The organism is Microbacterium sp. SCN 69-37 (genome assembly GCF_001724435.1).
Lineage (GTDB): Bacteria > Actinomycetota > Actinomycetes > Actinomycetales > Microbacteriaceae > Microbacterium > Microbacterium laevaniformans.
The window spans coordinates 1-19,879 of the sequence record NZ_MEEL01000039.1; the positions used below are offsets into that span (position 1 = coordinate 1).

Here is a 19,879-nt window from a genome sequence, read left to right on the forward strand (position 1 = left end):
ATGGATCAGCAGTTGGCGCTACTGATCCTCGGGGACCTCGACCCCTACCCGCCGACCATCACCCGGCGAGCCTCACCCCCACCGCATGTCCGAAGAGCCACTTATGCCGAGGCGTGTCCCACTTATGCCGAGGCGTGTCCCACTATCTGTGCTTGACAGCGCTCCCAGGCAGCGGGATGTGGGACACACAGCTCCGGCGCCGCGCCTCTGTGCCCCGGCGTCAGCGCCCGGGCGTCCACCCCGCACGCTGCAGGGCGTCTCGTACCATCGCGACCGCGAGCCGGCCATCGCCGACGAGGTGATGAGCCAGCACGCGCTCGTGCTGCCACCCCAGGCCGCGAATGGCCGCCCACCGGTCGGCGTCGCGCGCGAACTGACGCGCATCGTCAGCGTGGACGCGGCCGTCGTACTCGACCGCGAGACGGTAGCGGGGAAAGGCCAGATCGAGCTCCGCGACGAACGTCCCCCGATCGTCGAACAGGTTCCAGGCCACCTCGGCCTCCGGCAGGCCCGCGCGACTCAGCAGCAGCCGCAAGCGCGTTTCGCGAGGAGAGCGCACGCCACCGCGAGCGAGCGCCAGCGCCCTGCGGAGAATTCCGCCGCGCACGTCGCCCATCACCTCGATCTCACCCCGAAGCTCGGCCGCACTCGCCAGCGGGCTCCGGCCTGAGATCAGGTGATCTGCCGCGGCAACGAGGTCATCGAGCCGCCAGAGCGTGCCCGTTTGACGCCAGGCACGCGCCGGGTGCTCGACCGGCATCCCGCCCACCGTCGTGTGGGCCGGCGTTCGCAGCTGCAGCCGATGACCCACCACGGCGTGAGTACGGGGTTCGCGCGCAGGACGGTGGGTGGACACGTGGATGGTCGGCTCATACGGCCACTCCGGCTGAGGCACTCCGAGAAGATACAGGGCGGTCTCGTGGCTGAAGAACTGCCCGATGCGCAGCCTCGGCAGCAGCGCCCGACACGATGCCTCGAGCGAGCCAGGAGTGGGCTCCGCTCGCGCGCGGACGCCGTGGAAGGGACGCGACAGATCGCGTCCCCGCAGCCGCCCGGGGCTCACGCCCGCATCTCGCGCCTGAGCGACGGTGAACGCGTCCGGCAGACTCAGCGGCAGGTCGCTCGAGGTCGTCATCGCGCAAGCGTCACCCGTGCGCAGCGATGCTCTGGTGGCTGAGCACCGAACGGTGGAAACCTCGGAGCCTAACGCGGCCGGGGAGGAACCTGCGTAGGGCGTGATCAGTGAGAGTGACCCTCGCAGGACGTGTCCCACTTCCTGCTGTCCGGTGGCCTCCTGCACAGCAGAAAGCGGGACACGGCACGGCGGAAGTGGGACAACGCCAGCGAAAAGTGGGACACGGAATCTGCGGTGTCCCGGTGGCGGGCTCAGCCGAAGAGCGCGGCGGCCTCTTCGTAGCGGTAGATCGGCACCGTGTTCAGCTCACCGAGAGCCTCCGCAAACGGCACCCGCACGATGTCGGTGCCCTTCAGCGAGACCATCTGGCCCCAGGCCTGCTCGTAGACGGAGTCTGCGGCATGCAGACCCAGGCGCGTCGCCAGCACCCGGTCGAAACCGGAGGGCGAGCCGCCGCGCTGGATGTGACCGAGCACGGTCGCACGCGTCTCGATGCCGGTCAGACGCTCGATCTCGGGCGCCAGGACCTCGCTGATGCCGCCCAGGCGAGGGCGGTTGAAGGCGTCGAGCCCCTTGTCGCTGAAGGCTTCGTCCATGCCCGTGAGCGTGAAGCCCTCCGAGACGACGACGAGCGGCGCGCGACCGCGGTCATGCGCCTTCTGCACCTGCGCGGCGATCTCGGTGATCGACATGGGCACCTCGGGGATGCAGATCACGTGCGCACCGGCCGCGATGCCGGAGTGCAGGGCGATCCACCCCACGTGCCGGCCCATGACCTCGGCGACCATGCAGCGCTGGTGCGAGTCTCCGGTGGTGCGCAGGCGATCCATGGCGTCGGTGGCGATGTTGACGGCGGTGTCGAAGCCGAACGAGTAGTCGGTGGCGCGGAGGTCGTTGTCGATCGTCTTGGGCACGCCCATGACATTGATGCCGTCGTTCCACAGCCGGTTGGCCGCGGCGAGCGTGCCCTCGCCACCGATGGCGATGATCCCGTCGATGTGGTGGCCGTAGAGCGTCTTCGCGATGTTCTCCGCGCCGCCGCGGGGACCCTCGTAGGGGTTGGTGCGGCTCGTGCCGAGAATCGTGCCGCCGACCTTCGAGAGGCCCTTGACCTCGTGCCGGGTCAGCGGGAAGAAGTCGCCGTCGACGACGCCACGCCAGCCGTCACGGATGCCGACGAACTCGATGTTGTAGTTCGTGGTGCCCTTGAGGACCACACCGCGGATGACCGCGTTCAGTCCGGGGCAGTCTCCGCCGCTGGTGAGGATACCGATCTTCATGTGGAGATCCTTTGGTGATTCGGGATGTGATTCGGCGACGCTGCCTCCTCGACACTATCGCCGTATCGACGGCGGATGCCACCGCATCCGCCGTCGATAATCCCGGCCCGCCTCAGGCGGCGCCGAGCGCCTGGCGCAGCAGGTGCATGATCGCCGACAGCTGCACGGAATCGCTCGAGGTGGGGTCCAGCTGGGCGCCGTCCAGGGCGCGCTGGGCGAGCCCCTGCTTCGAGTCGATCAGCTCCGCGATCTTCGTGTCGATCGTGTGCGCGGCGATGATCCGCCATGCCGTGACGGGCTCGTCCTGACCGATGCGGTGCACCCGATCGATCGCCTGGGTCTGCTCGGCGGCGGTCCACGAGAGCTCGGCGAGAACGACGTTGGATGCCGCCTGCATGTTCAGTCCGACGCCGGCCGCCGTCAGCGAACAGACGGCGATCGCCACACCGGGGTCGGTGTTGAAGGCGTCGATGGCCTGCTGGCGGGCGGTCGTCGTCTGATCACCGCGGATCGAGATCGTCCGCAGGCCGGATGCCGCGAAGTGCGCCTCTGCGGCATCCATCACGTCGATGTGCTTCGCGAAGAACACCACCTTGCCGACCGAGCGCTGCAGCTGCACGGCATAGTCGGCGGCGAGGTGCGCCTTGGCCTGACCGATCTTGCGGACCATCGTGAAGACGTTGTCCGCGCCGGCGGCCGACGCCTTCGCCTCTTCGAGCTCGCCGTGCGCGACGAGGCGGACGATGTCCTCGTCGACCTCGCCGATGAGCACCTTGTCGCCGCGCGCTTCGATGATGCGGCGGTACTTGGCCGCCAGGCGCGACCCGAGCTCACGCTCGGCTTCGCGGATCGAGCGTCCGAACTCGTCGTCGAGCTCCACCGGCAGGTCGGCGACGAGCTTGTCGGGAAGGTCGGCTGCGACGTCCTTCTTCTTGCGACGGACGATGCCCATCGAGATCACGGCGTCGCGCGCCTCGGGGTAGAAAGCCTTGTCCGCCGGCGTGAATCCCGTCGCGTCGAGCTTCTCCATGAGCTCGGGGCCCGGCTTCTCGCCGTTGGTCCAGCCGAGGAAGCGCCAGATCGCGTCGAAGTCCTCGACGTCGTTGATCAGCGGCGTTCCCGTGAGGGCGAGCATCAGCGGGTTGCGCACCTGCTCGCGGATGCGCCCGCCCAGGGCGAGCACGTTCTGGGAACGCTGCGAGCTGAGGTTCTTGATGAAGTGGGCCTCGTCGACGACCATGCCCTTCAGGCCGAGCGAGCCGAGCCAAGACAGGTGCCGATCGAGCACCTCGTAATTGACGATGAAGACGTCGGCGAACGCGTCGACGGTGTCGCCGTCGCCGTGGATGACGGTCGCACGTCGCTGCGGCGTCCACCGCTCGACCTCACGCGCCCAGTTCATCTTGACGACATTGGGCACGACCGCCAGCAGCGGATACGCATCGGCGACGGAGGCGGCCAGCACCGACTGTGCGGTCTTGCCGAGGCCCGGCTCGTCGGCCAGCAGGAACGACCGGTGACCGGCGCGCACGGCCTCCAGGAAGCGCGACTGGTGCGGCATGATCTCGAGCCCCTTGGGCGAGATCCGATCGAACTCGGGAACGGGCGGAAGCTCCATGGAGGCGCTCGCGCCGCCGGCCCCGATCTCGAACGCCTTGTACAGCGGCCCCATCAGCTCCCAGCCGTCCAGCCGGCGGCGGGCGGTGGATGCCGGTGCGCGCAGTGCCACGTCGGGAGCCAGGAACGGGTTCGCCTCACGGCGCGCCTCGATCTGCGGCGGCACGACCTGGCGCTCGGCGAGCGCCGCGGGCACGACGGGAGTCTGTCCCCACCCCTGAGCGGCGGGCGCGGCGTCGGTGATGATGAGCTCGTCATCGGGCAGCTCCGCCCCCGACTCGAGCAGCCAGTCGCGGCGCATGCGCTTGGCGACCGGCGAGGTGGCCTGGTCGACCTCGAGCAGCTGGATCAGCGAGGTGTCGCGGGCCGCGGTCTTGGCGAGGATCGTCGCAACGCCGTCGAGGCGCTTGAGCAGCTCGGCACGCGCTGCGGTGGGCACGGTCTCGTCGGCCTTGACGCGCGCGCGCTCCTCGCGGACGAGGAAGGCGATGACCTGGAACTTGACACGGTTGGTCGGACCGAGTTTGCCCTTCTGGGCCTTCGCCTCGACCTCGCGCACTTTGCGGGCGAGGATCGGGATCAGCGGGGCGTCGTCGTCGCGACGGGCGGACGAGCCGCGATGGGACGAGCCGCGTCGGCGTGACGAGGTGGCAGTGGATGCCGTGGTCGGCATGCTCCTCCTGAGCGTGAAGCGCCGGAAGACCGGCGTGGGTCCGGTCGGATGACCGGTCAGTCATTCCGCAGCGGTCGCCGCGGGGTAGGGCGAGGCGCGGATCCTTCGGCTGCGGGTACTCGCTTCTGCGAGCTGCGGCGACGAACGGCGCGGACCTCCCCCTCAGTCTAGCGCGCCCTCCCCCATCGCCGCGAGCGGCGGCCGGGTCACCGGCGCAGCCGCAGGCTGTTGAGGACGACGAAGACGCTCGAGAAGGCCATGGCCGCTCCGGCGATCATCGGATTGAGCACGCCGAGCGCTGCCAACGGCAGGGCGGCGACGTTGTAGGCGAAGGCCCAGAAGAGGTTGCCGCGGATGATGCGCATGGTGCGCCGGCTGAGGCGGATCGCGGTGAGCACCGGTGACAAGCCGCTGCCGGTGACCGCGATGTCGCTCGCATGCATCGCGGCATCCGTCCCCGACCCCATCGCGATGCCGAGATCGGCGGTCGCCAGCGCGGCCGCGTCGTTGACACCGTCGCCCACCATGGCGACCCGGTGTCCGACGGCACGCAGCCGCTCGACCTCGGCGACCTTGCCCTCCGGGAGCACGCCGGCGATGACCTCGCGGATGCCGACGGCACCGGCGACCGCCCGCGCGGCGCCCGCATTGTCGCCGGTCAACAGCACGACCTCGAGGCCCATCTCCCGCAGCGCCGTGACCGTCTGAGCACTGTCGTGACGAACGGTGTCGGCGACGGCGATGACAGCGTTGATACGGCCGTCCCACCCGGCGACGATCGCGGTCGCACCGCCTCGCTGCGCGCGATCGACGGCGTCCTCCACCGCAGCGGCCCGCTCCGGGTCGGACGCGGCGGCCTGATCGAGGGCGAACGCCGGTCGACCCGCGAACACGCGGTGACCGTCGACGACACCGGTCACGCCGAGCCCGGCACGCCCGGCGAAGTCGCTGACCTCCCGAGGGTTCTCGGCGAGCGCTGCGACGGCGCGCGCGACGGGATGCTCGGACGCCCTCTCCAGCGAGCCGACAAGCAGTCGCACCATGGCGATGTCGGCTCCGCCGATCGGCGTGACGGCGGCGACCGTCATCGCCCCCTCGGTGACGGTACCGGTCTTGTCGAGGATCACCGTGTCGATCCTGTCGGCGGCCTCGAGCGCTTCGGGGCCTGTGATCAAGACGCCCAGTTGCGCGCCGCGTCCGGTGCCGACGAGGATCGCGATGGGCGTCGCCAGCCCGAGCGCGCAGGGGCAGGCGATGATGAGCACCGCGACGGCGGCGGTGAAGCCCGAGGCGAGCGCTTGGCCGGTGAATCCTCCCACCAGCAGCCACACGAGCAGCGTGAGGAGGGAGAGGCCGATGACCACGGGAACGAAGATCCCCGAGATGCGATCGGCCAGGCGCTGGACGCGACTCTTTCCGGCTTGCGCGTCTTCGATGAGCCGAGCCATCCGGGCGAGGCGGGTGTCGTCACCGATCGAGGTCGCCTCCACGACGAGGCGGCCGTCGGCGGCGATGGTGCCGCCGGTGACGGCGGAACCGGCCTCCACATCGATGGGAACGGACTCCCCCGTGATCATGCTCTCGTCGATCGACGCCTGTCCGCTGCGGACGACGCCATCGGTCGCGACCTTCTCCCCCGGGCGCACGACGAAGGCGTCGCCGACACGGAGCATCTCGATCGGCACGCGGCGGCCGTCCTCGAGCTCGACGTCGCGAGCGGACAGTTCCATGAGCGCGCGCACGGCTGCGCCGGCGGTGCGCTTCGAACGCTGCTCGATGACACGTCCGAGCAGGAGGAACACCGTCACCACCGCGGCGACCTCGAAGTACACCAACGAGGAGGGGTCGTGGACAGGAGCGAACGTGCCTCCCTCGTGGCGCATGTCGAGCCGTCCGGCGGTTCCGAACAACAGCGCCCAGATGCTCCACAGTGTCGCCGCTCCCGTGCCGAGTGTGATGAGCGTGTCCATCGTCATCGCGCCGTGACGCGCGTTCGCGATCGTCGCGCGGTGGAAAGGCCACCCGCCCCACACCACGACCGGCACCGCCAGGACGAATGAAACCCACTGCCAGCCCGGGAACTGCCACGCCGGGATCATGCCCAGCACGACGACCGGAACGGCCAGCGCGGCGCTCACCCACAGTCGGGTCATCAGCGGTGTCGCGCCCGGCCGGTCCTCCACATCATGGACATGGCCCCCCTGCGAGCCGTGCTCGTCGTGCGCTCCCGTCGCGGAGGCGTGCACCGCCTCGTGTGCGTGCCCGCCGCGCTGGCGCACGCGGGCGTCATACCCCGCCTCGCGCACCGCGGCGATGAGAGCCGCGACATCGACACCGCTCGGGTAATCCACCCGCGCGGACTCGGTCGCGAGATTCACGGATGCCGAGACGCCGTCGATCCGCTCCAGCCGTTTCTCGGCGCGCGACACAGCTCGCGCAGGTCATGCCCTCGATCTCCAGCACCGCCTCTGCCCGCGGCTCGGCGTGCGACGTGATCGCCTCCATGATCGTCCCCTCGCGTCAGCGTGCGACGACGGCGTAACCGGCCTCGTCGACGGCGGCGGCGATCTCGTCATCGGGCGCGGCGCCCTCGACGGTGACGGTGAGCGTGCCCTCGGTGACGTCGACGGCGACATCGGTCACGCCGTCGACCTTCCGGACCTCACGGGTGACCGCCCCGGCGCAGTGGGCGCAGGTCATCCCCTCGACGGCGTACGTGTGCGTGGACATGGGAACTCCTTTCGCCGACGGCGCGGATCGGCGTCGGCTGTCGATGACAACCATGATACCCCCCTGGGGTATTCCCGCACAGCGCTGGCGTAGGCTGGGAACATGTTCAGCATCACCGAACGCGACCTTGCCGCGACGATCGATCACGCCATCCTGAAGCCCGAAATGACGCGCGCCGATGTCGACGCCGAACTCGACATCGCCGCCGAATGGCGCGTGTTCAGCGTGTGCGTCCGCCCGAGCGACATCGCGCACGCCGTCGAGCGTCTGGCGGGCACCGGCGTCACCGTCGGCACCGTCATCGGCTTTCCGCACGGCACCACCTCCAGCGCCGCGAAGGTCGCCGAGGTCCGCCAGGCCCTCGCCGACGGTGCGGTCGAGTTCGACATGGTGATCAACATCGGCGCCCTGCGCTCGGGCTTCGACGACGCCGTCGTCGCCGACATCCAGGCGGTGGTCGCGGCCGCGGCCGGCAAGGTGACGAAGGTCATCCTCGAGACCTCACTCCTGGACGACGAGCAGATCGCCCGCGGCAGCCGACTGACCGAAGCCGGTGGCGCCGACTTCGTCAAGACCTCCACGGGCTTCGCCGGCGGCGGGGCGACCGTCCCCCATGTCGAGCTCATGCGCTCCAGCGTCGGCCCGGACGTGCAGGTGAAGGCCTCCGGCGGGGTGCGCAGCTACGCCGACGCCCTCGCGATGCTCGCCGCCGGGGCGACCCGGCTCGGCACCAGCGGCAGCGCCGTCATCCTCGGCGAGGCGCGCCGTGTGGATGCCGGCGAGCAGGCGTCGGGCACCGTCGACACCTCGTCGTACTGACCCCGCCCGGGTGCGCGCGGCTCAGCCGAGCGCGGCACGCACCCGGGTGACGTCGTCGTCCATCTGGGCGATGAGCGCCTCGATCCCCTCGAAGGCGACCATGCCGCGGATGCGGTTCGTGAACCGGATCTGCACGCGATGCCCGTAGAGGTCGAGCCCCGTCTCATCCAGCACGTACGCCTCGACCTGGCGCGTCGGAACATCATCGAACGTCGGGTTGGTCCCCACCGAGATCGCCGCCGGGTAGCGGGTCGTCACCGTCGCACCGTCGGTGCCGAGGTCGACGAGCCACCCGGCATACACGCCATCGGCCGGGATGAAACCCTGTGCATCGGGTGACAGGTTCGCGGTCGGGTAGCCGAGCTCGCGGCCGCGCTTGAGGCCGTGCACGACCTCGCCCTGCACCGCGTGGGGACGTCCCAGCAGGCGCGCGGCGCCCTCGACGTCGCCCGCTGCGAGCAGATCCCGCACCCACGTGGACGACACACGGCGGCCTCCGCCCTGCACGTCCCCGACGACATCGACGTGGAAGCCGTACTCCGCCCCCAGGCGCACCAGGGTGTCGGGATCGCCCGCTCCCCCGTTGCCGAAGCGGAAGTCGTCGCCGACCATCACGTTGACCACTCCCAGGCCGACGAGCACATGCTCGACGAAGGCACGGGGATCGAGAGAGGCCAGCGCCTCGTCGAAGCGGAGCACGAGGGTGGCGTCGACCCCGGCGGCGGCGAGCAGGTCGAGCTTCTGCGGGAGGCTGCACACGGGCTGCGGGCACCGTTCGGGGCGCAGCAGGCTCAAGGGGTTGCGATCGAATGTGACGGCCACCACCCGCGCCCCGGCATCCTCCGCGGCGACACGCGCACGGTCGATCACCGCACGATGTCCGGAGTGCACGCCGTCGAACTTGCCGATCGCGACGACGCTGGGGCCGAACCCGGCCGGCACCTCCGCGGGGTCGTGAAAGACGATCACCAGCTGGAGCTCCCCTCGGTGCGCGCGGCGCCAAGGCCCGCCTCGTCGGACGCGGCTGCCGCGGCATCCACCTCTTCGGCGCGCTCGCGGCCTCCGCTGCGCAGCCACCACAGACCGACGAACGGCAGCACGAGCGGCACCCAGAAGTAGCCGAAGCCATAGCCGGACCAGACGGTCGCGTCGTGGAGGAAGAGCTCGGGATGCGTGAGGCTGAGCGTTCCGACGATGAGCACGCCTGCCAGCTCGAAGCAGATCGCCACCCAGGCCACGAGGTACCACCGGCGGCTGTCCGACTTGACGAGGGCAACGGTAGCGAGCACGTAGACGACGGCCGCCGCCGCCGACAGGGTGTACGCCAGCGGCGCGGCGGCGAAGTCCTGCACGATCTGAACGAACGAGCGTCCGGTCGCCGCCAGCGCCATGACCGCGTAGACGACGACGAGCACGCGCCCGATTCCCGTCATCCGGGTCGGGGCGGCGGCGTCGGTGTGTGGCGCAGTCATGACCTGTCAATGATAGGCGCCCGCCTCCGCCGCAGCGGCGGCCTCACATGCCCGCGGTGGCCCAGATGACCTGCATGCGCCACACCATGACCGCGACCGACAACGCAGCGATGCCCATGATCACCGTGCTCCAGCGGCTGCGTTCGATGAGCGCCCAGATGACGGATGCCGGGGGGATGAGCACGGCCGAGACGAGGTAGACCCAGAACTCCAGCGCACTGCCGGCCGGCGGGTTGCCGACGAGGGGGGCGACGATCACGATGACCACCTGGGCGAGCAGGAGCAGCAGGATCAGCGCCATCGCGCCGACAGTGAGATCGCTCGGTCGACGGCCGGCGAGTCCGAGGATGATCGCGACGAGTCCCGCCACGACGGCGACGGCGACCTGCACGATGGCGAACCACTCGATCATGCGTCCTCCGCCATGTTCATCGTGCTCTTGATGTCGGCACCGCGTCGCTCGACGATCCCGACGAGCCGGCCGTCGGGATCGATCGCCGCCGGCGTCGGTGACATCGCCCCCTCCAGCCGCGGTGCCGCGCCGACCAGACGCTTGCCGTGGCGGAGGTCGCGCGCTTCGTCCGCAGTGACGGGGAGGGCACCGAGCACGGATGCCGCGACCTGCGCCGGCGACAGCAGCGGCGCGTCCGCAGCGATCTCGGAGACGGCGTCGCGCACCTCGAACGCGCCGATGCGCGTGCGCCGCAGCGCCGTCAGGTGGCCGCCGACTCCCAGAGCGGCGCCGAGATCGCGCGCCAGGGCGCGGATGTACGTGCCGCTGGAACAATCGACGACGACGTCGAGTTCGATGCGCCCCTCGGCGGTGTCGCGGCGGCGGACGATGTCGAAACGATCGACCGTCACCCGGCGGGCTGCCAGCTCGACGCTCTCTCCCGCTCGGGCGAGGTCGTAGGCGCGTCTGCCGGCGACCTTGATCGCCGACACGGTGCTCGGAACCTGATCGATCTCGCCCGTGAGCGCCGCGATGCCGGCGGCGATGCGCTCGTCGGTCACGGCCGCGAGGACCTCGGCATCCGCCCACGCGGTCTCGATGCCGTCCGCGTCGTCGGAGTCGGTCGCAACGCCCAGCAGCACGGTGGCCTCGTACGTCTTGCCGAGCCCGACGATGAAGGTGAGCAGCCGGGTCGCCGGTCCGACCCCCAGGATGAGCAGCCCGGTGGCCATCGGGTCGAGCGTGCCGGCGTGTCCGATCTTGCGGGTGTTCAGGGCGCGGCGCGCCCGTGCGACCACGTCGTGGCTCGTGATCGCCTGCGGCTTGTCCACGAGGAGGACGCCGTTGGGGGCAGCAAGCAGAGAAGCGGGCATTGCTCCAGCCTAGGCGCGGCGCCACATCTCGCCGTGTCTGCGCGCACCGCAACGGCCCACATCACAGGGTGGCCCCGCGTCACGCTGTGGCCCCGTCTGCCTCGCCTCTTCTCCCCTGCCGTCCGGCCTGTTCCGTGTTCAGTCCGCGCTGCCGCGGCAGAGTGCGGATCGTCGAGAAGTCGCGGGAGCGCGGATGCCGCGATCGTGCGGAGACTGAATACGCAACGCGTCGGCGACCGTAGGCTGGTGCGATGCCCGACCTCGCGACGCCGCTCATCGCCTGGTACCGCGACAACGCCCGCGATCTGCCCTGGCGCGCGGAGGGGTTCGGGGCCTGGGGTGTGCTGGTGAGCGAGTTCATGTTGCAGCAGACGCCGGTGGCACGCGTCATCCCGCTGCTGGAAGCCTGGCTGACGCGCTGGCCGACACCCACGGCTCTGGCCGCCGATCCGCCCGCCGCGGCCGTCGCACAGTGGGCGAACCTCGGCTACCCGCGGCGGGCGCTGTGGCTGCACCGCGCCGCGGTGGAGATCCGCGACCGTCACGACGGGGTCGTGCCGCGTGAGGTCGAGGCCCTTCTCGCCCTGACGGGCATCGGCGACTACACGGCGCGTGCCGTGGCCGTGTTCGCCTACGGCGAGCGTCACCCGGTGGTCGACACGAACACCCGGCGCGTCATCGCGCGGGCCGTCGACGGACGCTCTCAGCCGGGACCGCCGGCTCGCGGTGATCTGGCGGCGATGACGGCGCTGCTTCCGCGCGACGATCAGGATGCCGCGATCGTGAACGCCGCCATGATGGAGCTCGGCGCGCTCGTGTGCACCGCGCGTGCAGCGCGATGCGACGTGTGTCCGATCTCCGCGCTCTGCGCCTGGCGCGCCGCGGGCTACCCCGACACCGGCGATCTGCGCCGCAAGCAGGCTGCCTACGAGGGCAGCGACCGTCAGGCGCGCGGAGCGGTGCTGCACGCCCTGCGGGCGGCGCCGTCACATGCGCTGCCCGCCGACGACGTCGCCGCCGACTGGCCGACTCCCGCGCAGCGTGATCGTGCGATCGACTCGCTCATCGTCGACGGACTCGTCGAGGTCGTCGACGGCAACCTGCGCCTGCCGCAGTGAGCGATGAGGCTCAGTCCTCGTCGTCGTCCTCACGCGGCTTGACGTACGGGTCGGCGTCGCCCGCGTACGCGGCCCCGGCCGCAAGCCCTGCCACGGCCGCATCGCGCTCCTGCGCTTCGCGCAGCAGCTGCGCGATGTGTCCCGCGTTCTCGGGAAGCGCGTCGGGGATGAACTCCAGCGACGGGGTGAGACGGATGCCGAGACGCTTGCCCACCTCGCTGCGCAGCATGCCGGTCGCGGCCTTGAGCGCAGCGGCGGAGTCCTCGCGCGCCTGGTCGTCGCCGTACACCGTGTAGAACACCGAAGCGTGCTGCAGGTCGCCCGTGACGCGCACGTCGGTGATCGTCACGAAGCCGAGGCGCGGGTCGCGCAGCCCCTTCTCGAGCCGCTCGGCGATGAGCACGCGGATGCGGTCGGCGAGTCTCGCCTGCCGTTCGTTCGACATCTTCTCTTCCCTTCACATCACAGCAATGCGGCTGCACCGCAGTCACGGCAAGGGCGGAGCCGGTCGCGCCGCGGAGGCAATCGGGGTAGGGGCCCCGCTCTTGCCTCCGCGGCGCGACCGGCGCAGCCGCAGCCAAGGAGGGAGGATCAGCCTCGCGGCTTCTCCACCATCTCGGTCGTCTCGATCTCGTCGCCGACCTGGATGTCGTTGTACTTGCCCAGTCCGATACCGGCCTCGAAGTCGGTGCGGACCTCGGTGACGTCGTCCTTGAAGCGGCGCAGCGACTCGATGGCCAGGCCGTCGGCCAGCACGACGCCGTCGCGGATGACGCGAGCCTTGGCATTGCGCGTGATCGTTCCCGAGCGCACGATGACACCGGCGATGTTGCCGAACTTCGAGGAGCGGAACACCTCGCGGATCTCGGCGACACCCGACTGCACCTCTTCGAACTCCGGCTTGAGCAGGCCCTTGAGCGACTGCTCGACGTCGTCGATCGCGTTGTAGATGACCGAGTAGAAGCGCACGTCCACGCCCTCGCGGGCGGCACGCTCGCGGGCCTTGGTGTCGGGACGGACGTTGAAGCCGATCACGATCGCGTTGTCGATCGTGGCGAGGTTGATGTCCGACTCGGTGATCGCGCCGACGCCGCGGTGGATGATGCGCAGCTGGACGCTGTCGTCGACCTCGATCTTCAGCAGCGACTCTTCCAGCGCCTCGACGGCACCGGAGACGTCGCCCTTGATGATGAGGTTGAGCGACTCGACCTTGCCCTCTTCGAGAGCACGGGTGAAGTCCTCGAGCGAGATGCGCTTGCGGGCCTTGGCCAGCTGGGCGTTGCGCTCGGCGGCCTCGCGCTTCTCGGCGATCTGGCGAGCCAGGCGGTCTTCCTCGGTGACGATGAAGACGTCGCCGGCGCGGGGCACCGAGTTCAGACCCTGCACCTGGACGGGACGCGAGGGGTAGGCCTCGTCGACCGCGTCGCCGTTCTCGTCGATCATGGCGCGGACGCGGCCGTAGGCCGTTCCCGCCACGATCGCATCGCCGACGCGGAGCGTTCCGGACTGGATGAGCACCGTCGCCACCGAACCGCGGCCCTTGTCGAGCTTCGCTTCGATCGCGACACCGCGGGCGGCCTTGTTCGGGTTCGCCGTGAGGTCGAGCCCGGCGTCGGCCGTCAGCAGGACGGCATCCAGAAGCGCCTGGATGTTCGTGCCCTGACGCGCCGACACGTCGACGAACATGACGTCCCCGCCGTACTCCTCGGCGACCAGCCCGTACTCGGTGAGCTGCTGGCGCACCTTCGCGGGGTTCGCGTCGGGCTTGTCGACCTTGTTCACCGCGACCACGATCGGCACGCCTGCGGCCTGCGCGTGGTTGAGGGCTTCCACCGTCTGCGGCATGATGCCGTCGTCGGCGGCGACCACGAGGATCGCGATGTCGGTGACCTGCGCACCACGGGCACGCATGGCGGTGAACGCCTCGTGTCCGGGGGTGTCGATGAAGGTGATGGCGCGCTCGATGCCTTCGTGCTCGGTCCACACCTGGTAGGCACCGATGTGCTGGGTGATGCCACCGGCTTCGCCCGCGACCACGTTGGTCTGGCGGATCGCGTCGAGCAGTCGCGTCTTACCGTGGTCGACGTGGCCCATGACGGTCACCACCGGAGGACGGATCTCGAGGTCGTCCTCGCTCTCCGCCGCCAGTTCGGCCTCCAGGTCGAGACCGAAGCCCTCCAGGAGCTCCTTGTCCTCGTCCTCGGGCGAGACCATCTGGATCTTGTAACCGAGCTCGGCACCGAGCACCTCGAAGGTGGCCTCATCGAGCGACTCCGTCGCCGTGGCCATCTCGCCCAGGTTGAAGAGGATCGTCACGAGCGTGCCGGGCTGCACGGTGTAACCGCGCAGGGCCTCGAGCTTGTCCGCGAAGTCGGCGATGGATGCACCGCGGCGCAGGCGAATGATCTCGCCGTTGCCCTTCTGGACGTTGACGCCGCCGACGACGGGCGCCGACCGCATCTCGAATTCCTGCCGCTTCGCACGACGCGACTTACGCTGCTTGCTCTTGCCGCCACCCTTACCGAAGGCACCAGCGGTGCCGCCGCCGGGACCACGGCCACGACCGCCGCCACCGGCCGGACGACCCGCGAAACCGCCGGGAGCTCCCGGTCCGCCCGTGCCGCCGGGGCGCTGGAATCCACCGGCACCACCGGGACGACCCGGACCACCGGGACGCTGCTGGAACGGTGCACCCGGACGGCCACCGCCGCCGGGCCGACCGGCGCCACCGGGACGCGGGGCACCCGGACGCGGCGCGCCGGGGCGAGGGGCCTGAGGACGCGGGATGTTGCCCGGCGTCGGGCGCTGGCCCATGCCCTGCGCGGACGCGAAGGGGTTGTTGCCGGGACGCGGGCCGGCGGGGCGCTGCCCCATGCCCTGCGCGGACGAGAAGGGGTTGTTGCCCGGTCGCGGTGCACCGCCCGGACGCGGTGCCTGCGGGGTGCTGGCACCAGGGGTCGCCGGTGCGGCGGGTGCCGCCTCAGCGGCGGCGGGAGCAGCCGGAGCGGCGGGAGCCGCCGGCGTCGCGGGAGCCGGCGTGGCGGCCGCGGCGGGCGTGGCCGGTGCGGCGGGCTTCGCCGGTCCGGGACGCGCCGCCGGGCGAGCGCCCGGCGTGGGGGCCTTGGGAGCCGCGCCCGCCGCCGGGGCGGCAGCGGAGTCCGCCGGCTTCTTCGCTGCACCCTCGGCCTCGAGGGCCGCGCGGAGCTTGCGCGCCACCGGGGGCGCAATGGTCGATGAGGGGCTCTTGACGTATTCGCCGAGCTCCTTCAGCTTCGCGAGGGCGACTTTACTGTCGACGCCGATCTCCGAAGCGATCTCGTGCACGCGTGGGTTTGCCACAATTCTCCTGTCTGAGGTCTCCCCCGGACAGGGCAGACCGTTACTTGCGGACGGGTCTCATTTCGAGCCGTTCACTTTGTGTCCATAGCCGTTCAGCCGTTTCGCTGGTGGGTGTGTTGAAAGGTCTGCGTGTCGAGTGGTCCCGACACACGCAGTGCTCGTCCGAAGGCGCGGCGCCGGATCGCGGCATCCACACACGCATCCGTGTCATGCACCCACGCACCTCGCCCGGGGAGGACGGCTTTCTCGTCGGCGACGAGGACACCGCCCCTGTCCACCACCCTCAGGAGGCTGGACCGGGAGACGCGCGCGCGGCATCCCACGCACGTTCGAACAGGATCCATCTTACCCCCACTCGCCACGCGGAGATTGCGATGCGGGGCGAGAGCGAGCAGCCGGGCCGGATCTCTCGGTCACGACTCGAGGATCGAGTCGGGCTGGATGTCGATCTTGGCGCCGGTGAGCTTCGCGGCCAGGCGGGCGTTCTGACCCTCCTTGCCGATGGCGAGCGACAGCTGATAATCGGGAACGAGCGCGCGCACCGCCTTGGTGCCGGCGTCCAGCACGAAGCTGGACGTGACCTTGGCGGGCGACAGGGCGTTGGCGACGAACTTCGCGAGCTCCGGGTCGTAGTCGACGATGTCGATCTTCTCGCCGCCCAGCTCTTCGGTGACGGCGCGCACGCGTCGTCCGAGCTCGCCGATGCAGGCGCCCTTGGCGTTGATCGCCGGATCCTTGGCCGTGACCGCGATCTTGGTGCGATGGCCGGCCTCACGTGCGAGAGAGGTGATCTCCACGAGCCCCGACGCGATCTCCGGCACCTCGAGGGCGAAGAGCTTGCGGACAAGGCCGGGGTGGGTGCGCGAGACGGTGATCTGCGGACCCTTGGTGCCCTTCGACACCGACGTCACGTAGACGCGCAGACGTGAGCCATGGGCGTACTGCTCACCGGCGACCTGCTCCTCGGGCGGAAGGATGGCCTCGACGGTGCCGAGGTCGACGTGGACCATGCGGGGGTTGGGCCCCTGCTGGATCACACCGGCGACGATGTCGCCCTCCTTGCCCCGGAACTCGCCCAGGATGGCGTCATCGGCGATGTCACGCAGACGCTGGCCGATCACCTGCTTGGCGGCGTAGGCGGCGATGCGGCCGAAGTCCTCGGGCGTCGACTCCTCCTCGCCGATGATCGCGCCGTCCTCGTCGCGCAGGGGAATGTAGACGGCGACGTGACCGGTCTTGCGGTCCAGGAGCGCACGTGCGCCCTCGGGAAGCTCCCCGTCGGGAGAGGTGTGCTTGGCGTAGGCGGTGAGAATCGCCTGCTCGATGATCCCGACCAGTTCGTCGAACGGGATCTCCTTCTCGCGCTCGACCGTCCGTAGCAGTCCCAGATCGATGTCCACAGGTGCCTCCCTATTCAGCTCTCGACGCGAGGTCACCCTCGGTCACCCGGCCGATTTTACCCGATGGCCTCCGCTGGCGGACTCCGCGGCCGTGCATACTGACGGAATGGATGCCGCAGTCCCCCCACCCGCACACGTGATTGCAGAGCCGCGGCGCGCGGATCCCGGTTTGATCGGCCTGCTCGGGTTCGTGATCGCGACCCTCACCGCTCAGCTGGCGCATCTGGGTGTGCAGAACGAGAGCGCGGTGTTCTGGGTGGGCGCGGTGTTCGGGGGCCTCGTCCAGGTGATCGCGGGGATGCTCTCCTACTTCGTCGGCGACGACTTCCACTTCGTCGTCTACAACGCCTTCGGGTGGTACTGGATCTGCATGCCCGGATTCCTCCTCGGCGGAGAGCTCGGCTTCTTCGAGGTGTCGGGCCCGGCGCGCCCGTTGTTCTCGATGATGTTCGCGGTGCTCGCGCTCGGATTCATGTTCGCCGGCGCCACCCACAACTCGGCGCTACCGCTGACCCTGCTGCTCGTGGCGGCGGGGCTGGCCCTCGAAGCCGTCGCCGCCTTCGCCGGTGCGGCGACGCTGGGTACCGTCGGCGCATGGCTGCTGATCGGCGCGTCGGCGCTGGCGTTCTACATGCTCGTGGACAAGTTCGCGTGGCGCACGACGGGTCGCCACGTGGTGCCCCTCGGGCCCCCGTGGATCCGCCGCGGCGACGCGCCCGCCGGACGCCCGTGACAGAGGCTCACCCCGCGGCCGCCGCGACGCGGCGCCACCCGCTGGTGCAGGCACTCGCGCGGGCCGGCTTCGCCGCCAACGGCCTCGTCCATGCGTTGATCGGCACCCTGGTCGTCGCCATCGCGGCCGGCGGTCGGGGCGAGGCCGATCAGGTCGGCGCGCTCCGGACGGTCGCCGCGGTACCGTGGGGCGCCGTTCTGGTGTGGGCGATCGCGATCGGCCTCTGGGGCCTGGCGCTGTGGCATCTGGCCGCGGGCATCACGGCTCGCGGCGACGGGCGCTGGGGGCGGCGGGCCTCGGAGTGGAGCCAGGGCATCGTCTTCGCCGCCGTCGGCACGCTCGCCGCCTCGATCGCCCTGGGCGCGGCGCTCGATGCCGATGGGAGCGCGCGGGCGGCCAGTCGCGGCATCCTCGCGATGACGGGTGGGCCATTCGTCCTGGCCGCCGTCGGAGTGGGCATCGCGGTGGCCGGTGTGGTCTTCGTCGTGATGGGCGTGCGTCGCTCGTTCGAAAAGCGCATGTCCATCCCGCGATCCGCGCTCGGCACGCTGGTCCGCTCGCTGGGGGTCGCGGGCTTCATCGCCAAGGGGGCCGCGCTCGGCATCCTCGGCGTCCTGCTGCTCGTGGCCGCCGCCCATGCGGATGCCGCACGTGCGGGCGGCCTGGACAGCGCCGTCGACGGACTGCTCACACTGCCGGCCGGGCGCGCCATCGCCGTGACCCTCGGGATCGGGCTGGTGGCCTACGGCGTCTTCTGCGGCTTTCGGGCGCGCTACGCGCGGCTCTGAGGCCTGCGGGACCGGCTGTCAAGGCCCTGGGGCGGCCGTGGGCGGGCGGGCAGGCTCGGGGCATGAGCGAAATCACTGGAACCGAGGCCCGCGACCGCGTGAAGGCACTCGTCGAGGACATCGACATCACCATGCTCACCACCGTGGATGCCGCGGGACGCCTCGCCAGCCGGCCGATGAGCACGCGACTCGACACGCCCGACATCGCACTGCTGAAAGTCACACCGGTCGAGACGGAGTTCTGGGAACCCGCCCACGGCAGGCTCGTCATGGCGGCCGGCATGCTCAAGGCTCTGGTCACTCGCGACGCCCCCGACGACACGATGAACCACGGCAAGCTGATGTGCTGAGGACCGCATCGGGCCGGCTCCCGTCGGCCTGATCAGGCGGGACGCGCTTCGGCAGGCGCGCTCGGCAGGGCGTTGACGGCGCGGATCAGGTGATGCAGATCACCGACGCGGCGCTGTGCGAACGTCATGACGAGGCGCGGTGCCGCGAGGTCGTCCTCGTCCTCGCGCTCTGCTTTCAGCGGGCCGCGGCGCTCGATCGCACCGTCGGCGAGCAGATCCGCGAACCTGTCGTTGAGTGCCGACACCTCGGCATCCGTCGGTTCGGAGCGCAGCCGCAGCACGAGGCGTCGCCCGACCCATCGCAACGAGACGTAATTGCGATAGAAGCCCGTGATCTCCTCGACGGCGGCATCGACCGAGTCCGTCATCACGACGCGATCGAGATCGTCGGCGGAGATCACGCCGTCGGGAATGAGCTGTTCATCGGCGAAGCGGCGCAGCCCCGCCCAGAAGGCGCCTCCCGGGCGATCGAGCAGCACGATCGGCGTGGGAACGGCTTTTCCCGTCTGCTGCAGCGTCAGCAGCTCGAACATCTCGTCGAGCGTGCCGAAGCCTCCCGGCAAGCAGACGAAGCCACTGGATTCCTTCACGAGCATGAGCTTGCGGGTGAAGAAGTACTTCATCGCGACGTTGCGCTCGTGCGCGGCGATGATCGCGTTCGGTTTCTCCTCGAACGGCAGGCGGATCGAGACGCCGAGAGAGTGTGTGGGCCCGGCGCCCTCGGCGGCGGCTTGCATGATTCCCGGGCCTGCTCCGGTCACGGTCATCCAGCCGCGAGCGGCGAGGGCTGCAGTCAGTTCCACCGTGAGCCGGTACAACGGCGAGTCCGGGGCCGTGCGCGCCGAGCCGAACACCGTCACCTTCGGGACACCTCGAAACGGCGCGAACAGTTGAAACGCGGCGCGCATCTCTGTGAGAGCAGCCGATGTGATCTTGAGGTCGAGGCGATCGGCGCGGTCGAGACCCATGCCGACGCCCGTCGCGAGGATGCGTGCGATGAGATCTGCATCCTCGACGACGCCGGCCTCGTCCAGCAGGCGTCGGATGCCGTCGGTCACCGCGGGAGGGAGCGTGGAGCGTTCTGCCATGTCCCCACCCT

Annotated in this window: 18 protein-coding genes and 1 pseudogene; 5 read left to right on the plus strand and 14 right to left on the minus strand. The window is 70.3% G+C overall.

Annotation, left to right across the window (positions count from 1 at the left end; genetic code table 11):
• Positions 1-220: 220 nt before the first annotated feature.
• The 5 genes and pseudogenes from ABS64_RS11600 to ABS64_RS11620 all read right to left on the minus strand — a co-directional run bounded on the left by ABS64_RS11600 (position 221) and on the right by ABS64_RS11620 (position 7,435).
• Positions 221-1,135, minus strand: a complete 915-nt coding sequence (locus ABS64_RS11600; RefSeq protein WP_051498852.1) for a hypothetical protein — start codon at positions 1,133-1,135, stop codon at positions 221-223.
• A gap of 251 nt (positions 1,136-1,386) precedes the next feature.
• A complete protein-coding gene (locus ABS64_RS11605) occupies positions 1,387-2,415 on the minus strand; it encodes a 6-phosphofructokinase (protein WP_005048745.1) in 1,029 nt (342 codons plus the stop codon).
• Positions 2,416-2,527: 112 nt separating this feature from the next.
• The gene (locus ABS64_RS11610) at positions 2,528-4,705 is read right to left on the minus strand and encodes a DEAD/DEAH box helicase (RefSeq protein WP_292683712.1); all 2,178 of its coding nucleotides are present in this window, start codon (positions 4,703-4,705) and stop codon (positions 2,528-2,530) included.
• A 206-nt stretch (positions 4,706-4,911) separates the two neighbouring features.
• A pseudogene (locus tag ABS64_RS11615) lies at positions 4,912-7,210 on the minus strand (heavy metal translocating P-type ATPase).
• 15 nt (positions 7,211-7,225) lie between these two features.
• The gene (locus tag ABS64_RS11620) at positions 7,226-7,435 is read right to left on the minus strand and encodes a heavy-metal-associated domain-containing protein (RefSeq protein ID WP_005048740.1); all 210 of its coding nucleotides are present in this window, start codon (positions 7,433-7,435) and stop codon (positions 7,226-7,228) included.
• 102 nt (positions 7,436-7,537) lie between these two features.
• Here ABS64_RS11620 and deoC point away from each other — a divergent pair, with 102 nt between their 5' ends.
• The gene (gene deoC / locus ABS64_RS11625; RefSeq protein ID WP_288121623.1) at positions 7,538-8,254 is read left to right on the plus strand and encodes a deoxyribose-phosphate aldolase; all 717 of its coding nucleotides are present in this window, start codon (positions 7,538-7,540) and stop codon (positions 8,252-8,254) included.
• Between the two features lie 21 nt (positions 8,255-8,275).
• On the opposite strand, the gene ABS64_RS11630 is transcribed toward deoC, so the two are convergent.
• The 4 genes from ABS64_RS11630 to truB are packed head-to-tail and all read right to left on the minus strand — an operon-like array spanning position 8,276 to position 11,052.
• Positions 8,276-9,223 (minus strand): bifunctional riboflavin kinase/FAD synthetase, encoded by a 948-nt coding sequence (locus tag ABS64_RS11630; RefSeq protein ID WP_288121622.1) that lies wholly within the window; start codon positions 9,221-9,223, stop codon positions 8,276-8,278.
• On the minus strand, positions 9,220-9,726 hold the full coding sequence (locus ABS64_RS11635; protein ID WP_061682205.1) for a hypothetical protein: 507 nt from the start codon (positions 9,724-9,726) through the stop codon (positions 9,220-9,222). Before ABS64_RS11635 ends, ABS64_RS11630 begins: the two co-directional genes overlap by 4 nt.
• A gap of 43 nt (positions 9,727-9,769) precedes the next feature.
• Positions 9,770-10,138 carry a hypothetical protein gene (locus ABS64_RS11640; protein WP_288121621.1) on the minus strand — a complete coding sequence of 123 codons (369 nt, stop codon included), beginning with the start codon at positions 10,136-10,138 and terminating at the stop codon, positions 9,770-9,772.
• Positions 10,135-11,052: a tRNA pseudouridine(55) synthase TruB gene (gene truB, locus ABS64_RS11645; protein ID WP_288121620.1), complete on the minus strand. Its 918-nt coding sequence runs from the start codon at positions 11,050-11,052 to the stop codon at positions 10,135-10,137. Before truB ends, ABS64_RS11640 begins: the two co-directional genes overlap by 4 nt.
• A 251-nt stretch (positions 11,053-11,303) precedes the next feature.
• On the opposite strand from truB, the gene ABS64_RS11650 reads away from it, so the two are divergent.
• A complete protein-coding gene (locus tag ABS64_RS11650; RefSeq protein WP_036289722.1) occupies positions 11,304-12,170 on the plus strand; it encodes an A/G-specific adenine glycosylase in 867 nt (288 codons plus the stop codon).
• A 10-nt stretch (positions 12,171-12,180) separates the two neighbouring features.
• On the opposite strand, the gene rbfA is transcribed toward ABS64_RS11650, so the two are convergent.
• The 4 genes from rbfA to nusA form a co-directional block, all read right to left on the minus strand.
• Entirely contained in the window at positions 12,181-12,615 is a 435-nt protein-coding gene (gene rbfA / locus ABS64_RS11655; RefSeq protein WP_016463288.1) for a 30S ribosome-binding factor RbfA, read from the minus strand.
• Between the two features lie 146 nt (positions 12,616-12,761).
• Complete coding sequence (gene infB / locus ABS64_RS11660) at positions 12,762-15,509, minus strand: translation initiation factor IF-2 (protein WP_197017293.1); 2,748 nt, start codon at positions 15,507-15,509, stop codon at positions 12,762-12,764.
• Between the two features lie 92 nt (positions 15,510-15,601).
• Positions 15,602-15,853 (minus strand): YlxR family protein, encoded by a 252-nt coding sequence (locus tag ABS64_RS11665; RefSeq protein ID WP_288121619.1) that lies wholly within the window; start codon positions 15,851-15,853, stop codon positions 15,602-15,604.
• Between the two features lie 69 nt (positions 15,854-15,922).
• The gene (gene nusA, locus ABS64_RS11670; protein WP_005048719.1) at positions 15,923-16,909 is read right to left on the minus strand and encodes a transcription termination factor NusA; all 987 of its coding nucleotides are present in this window, start codon (positions 16,907-16,909) and stop codon (positions 15,923-15,925) included.
• Positions 16,910-17,015: 106 nt separating this feature from the next.
• Here nusA and ABS64_RS11675 point away from each other — a divergent pair, with 106 nt between their 5' ends.
• The 3 genes from ABS64_RS11675 (at position 17,016) to ABS64_RS11685 (ending at position 18,780) form a co-directional block, all read left to right on the plus strand.
• The gene (locus tag ABS64_RS11675; protein ID WP_288121618.1) at positions 17,016-17,642 is read left to right on the plus strand and encodes a GPR1/FUN34/YaaH family transporter; all 627 of its coding nucleotides are present in this window, start codon (positions 17,016-17,018) and stop codon (positions 17,640-17,642) included.
• Entirely contained in the window at positions 17,639-18,430 is a 792-nt protein-coding gene (locus ABS64_RS11680) for a DUF1206 domain-containing protein (RefSeq protein WP_288121617.1), read from the plus strand. Before ABS64_RS11675 ends, ABS64_RS11680 begins: the two co-directional genes overlap by 4 nt.
• A 62-nt stretch (positions 18,431-18,492) precedes the next feature.
• Positions 18,493-18,780, plus strand: a complete 288-nt coding sequence (locus ABS64_RS11685; protein WP_061682812.1) for a hypothetical protein — start codon at positions 18,493-18,495, stop codon at positions 18,778-18,780.
• Between the two features lie 32 nt (positions 18,781-18,812).
• Here ABS64_RS11685 and ABS64_RS11690 read toward each other — a convergent pair whose 3' ends face one another.
• On the minus strand, positions 18,813-19,868 hold the full coding sequence (locus ABS64_RS11690; RefSeq protein ID WP_036289420.1) for a TIGR00730 family Rossman fold protein: 1,056 nt from the start codon (positions 19,866-19,868) through the stop codon (positions 18,813-18,815).
• Positions 19,869-19,879 lie beyond the last annotated feature (11 nt).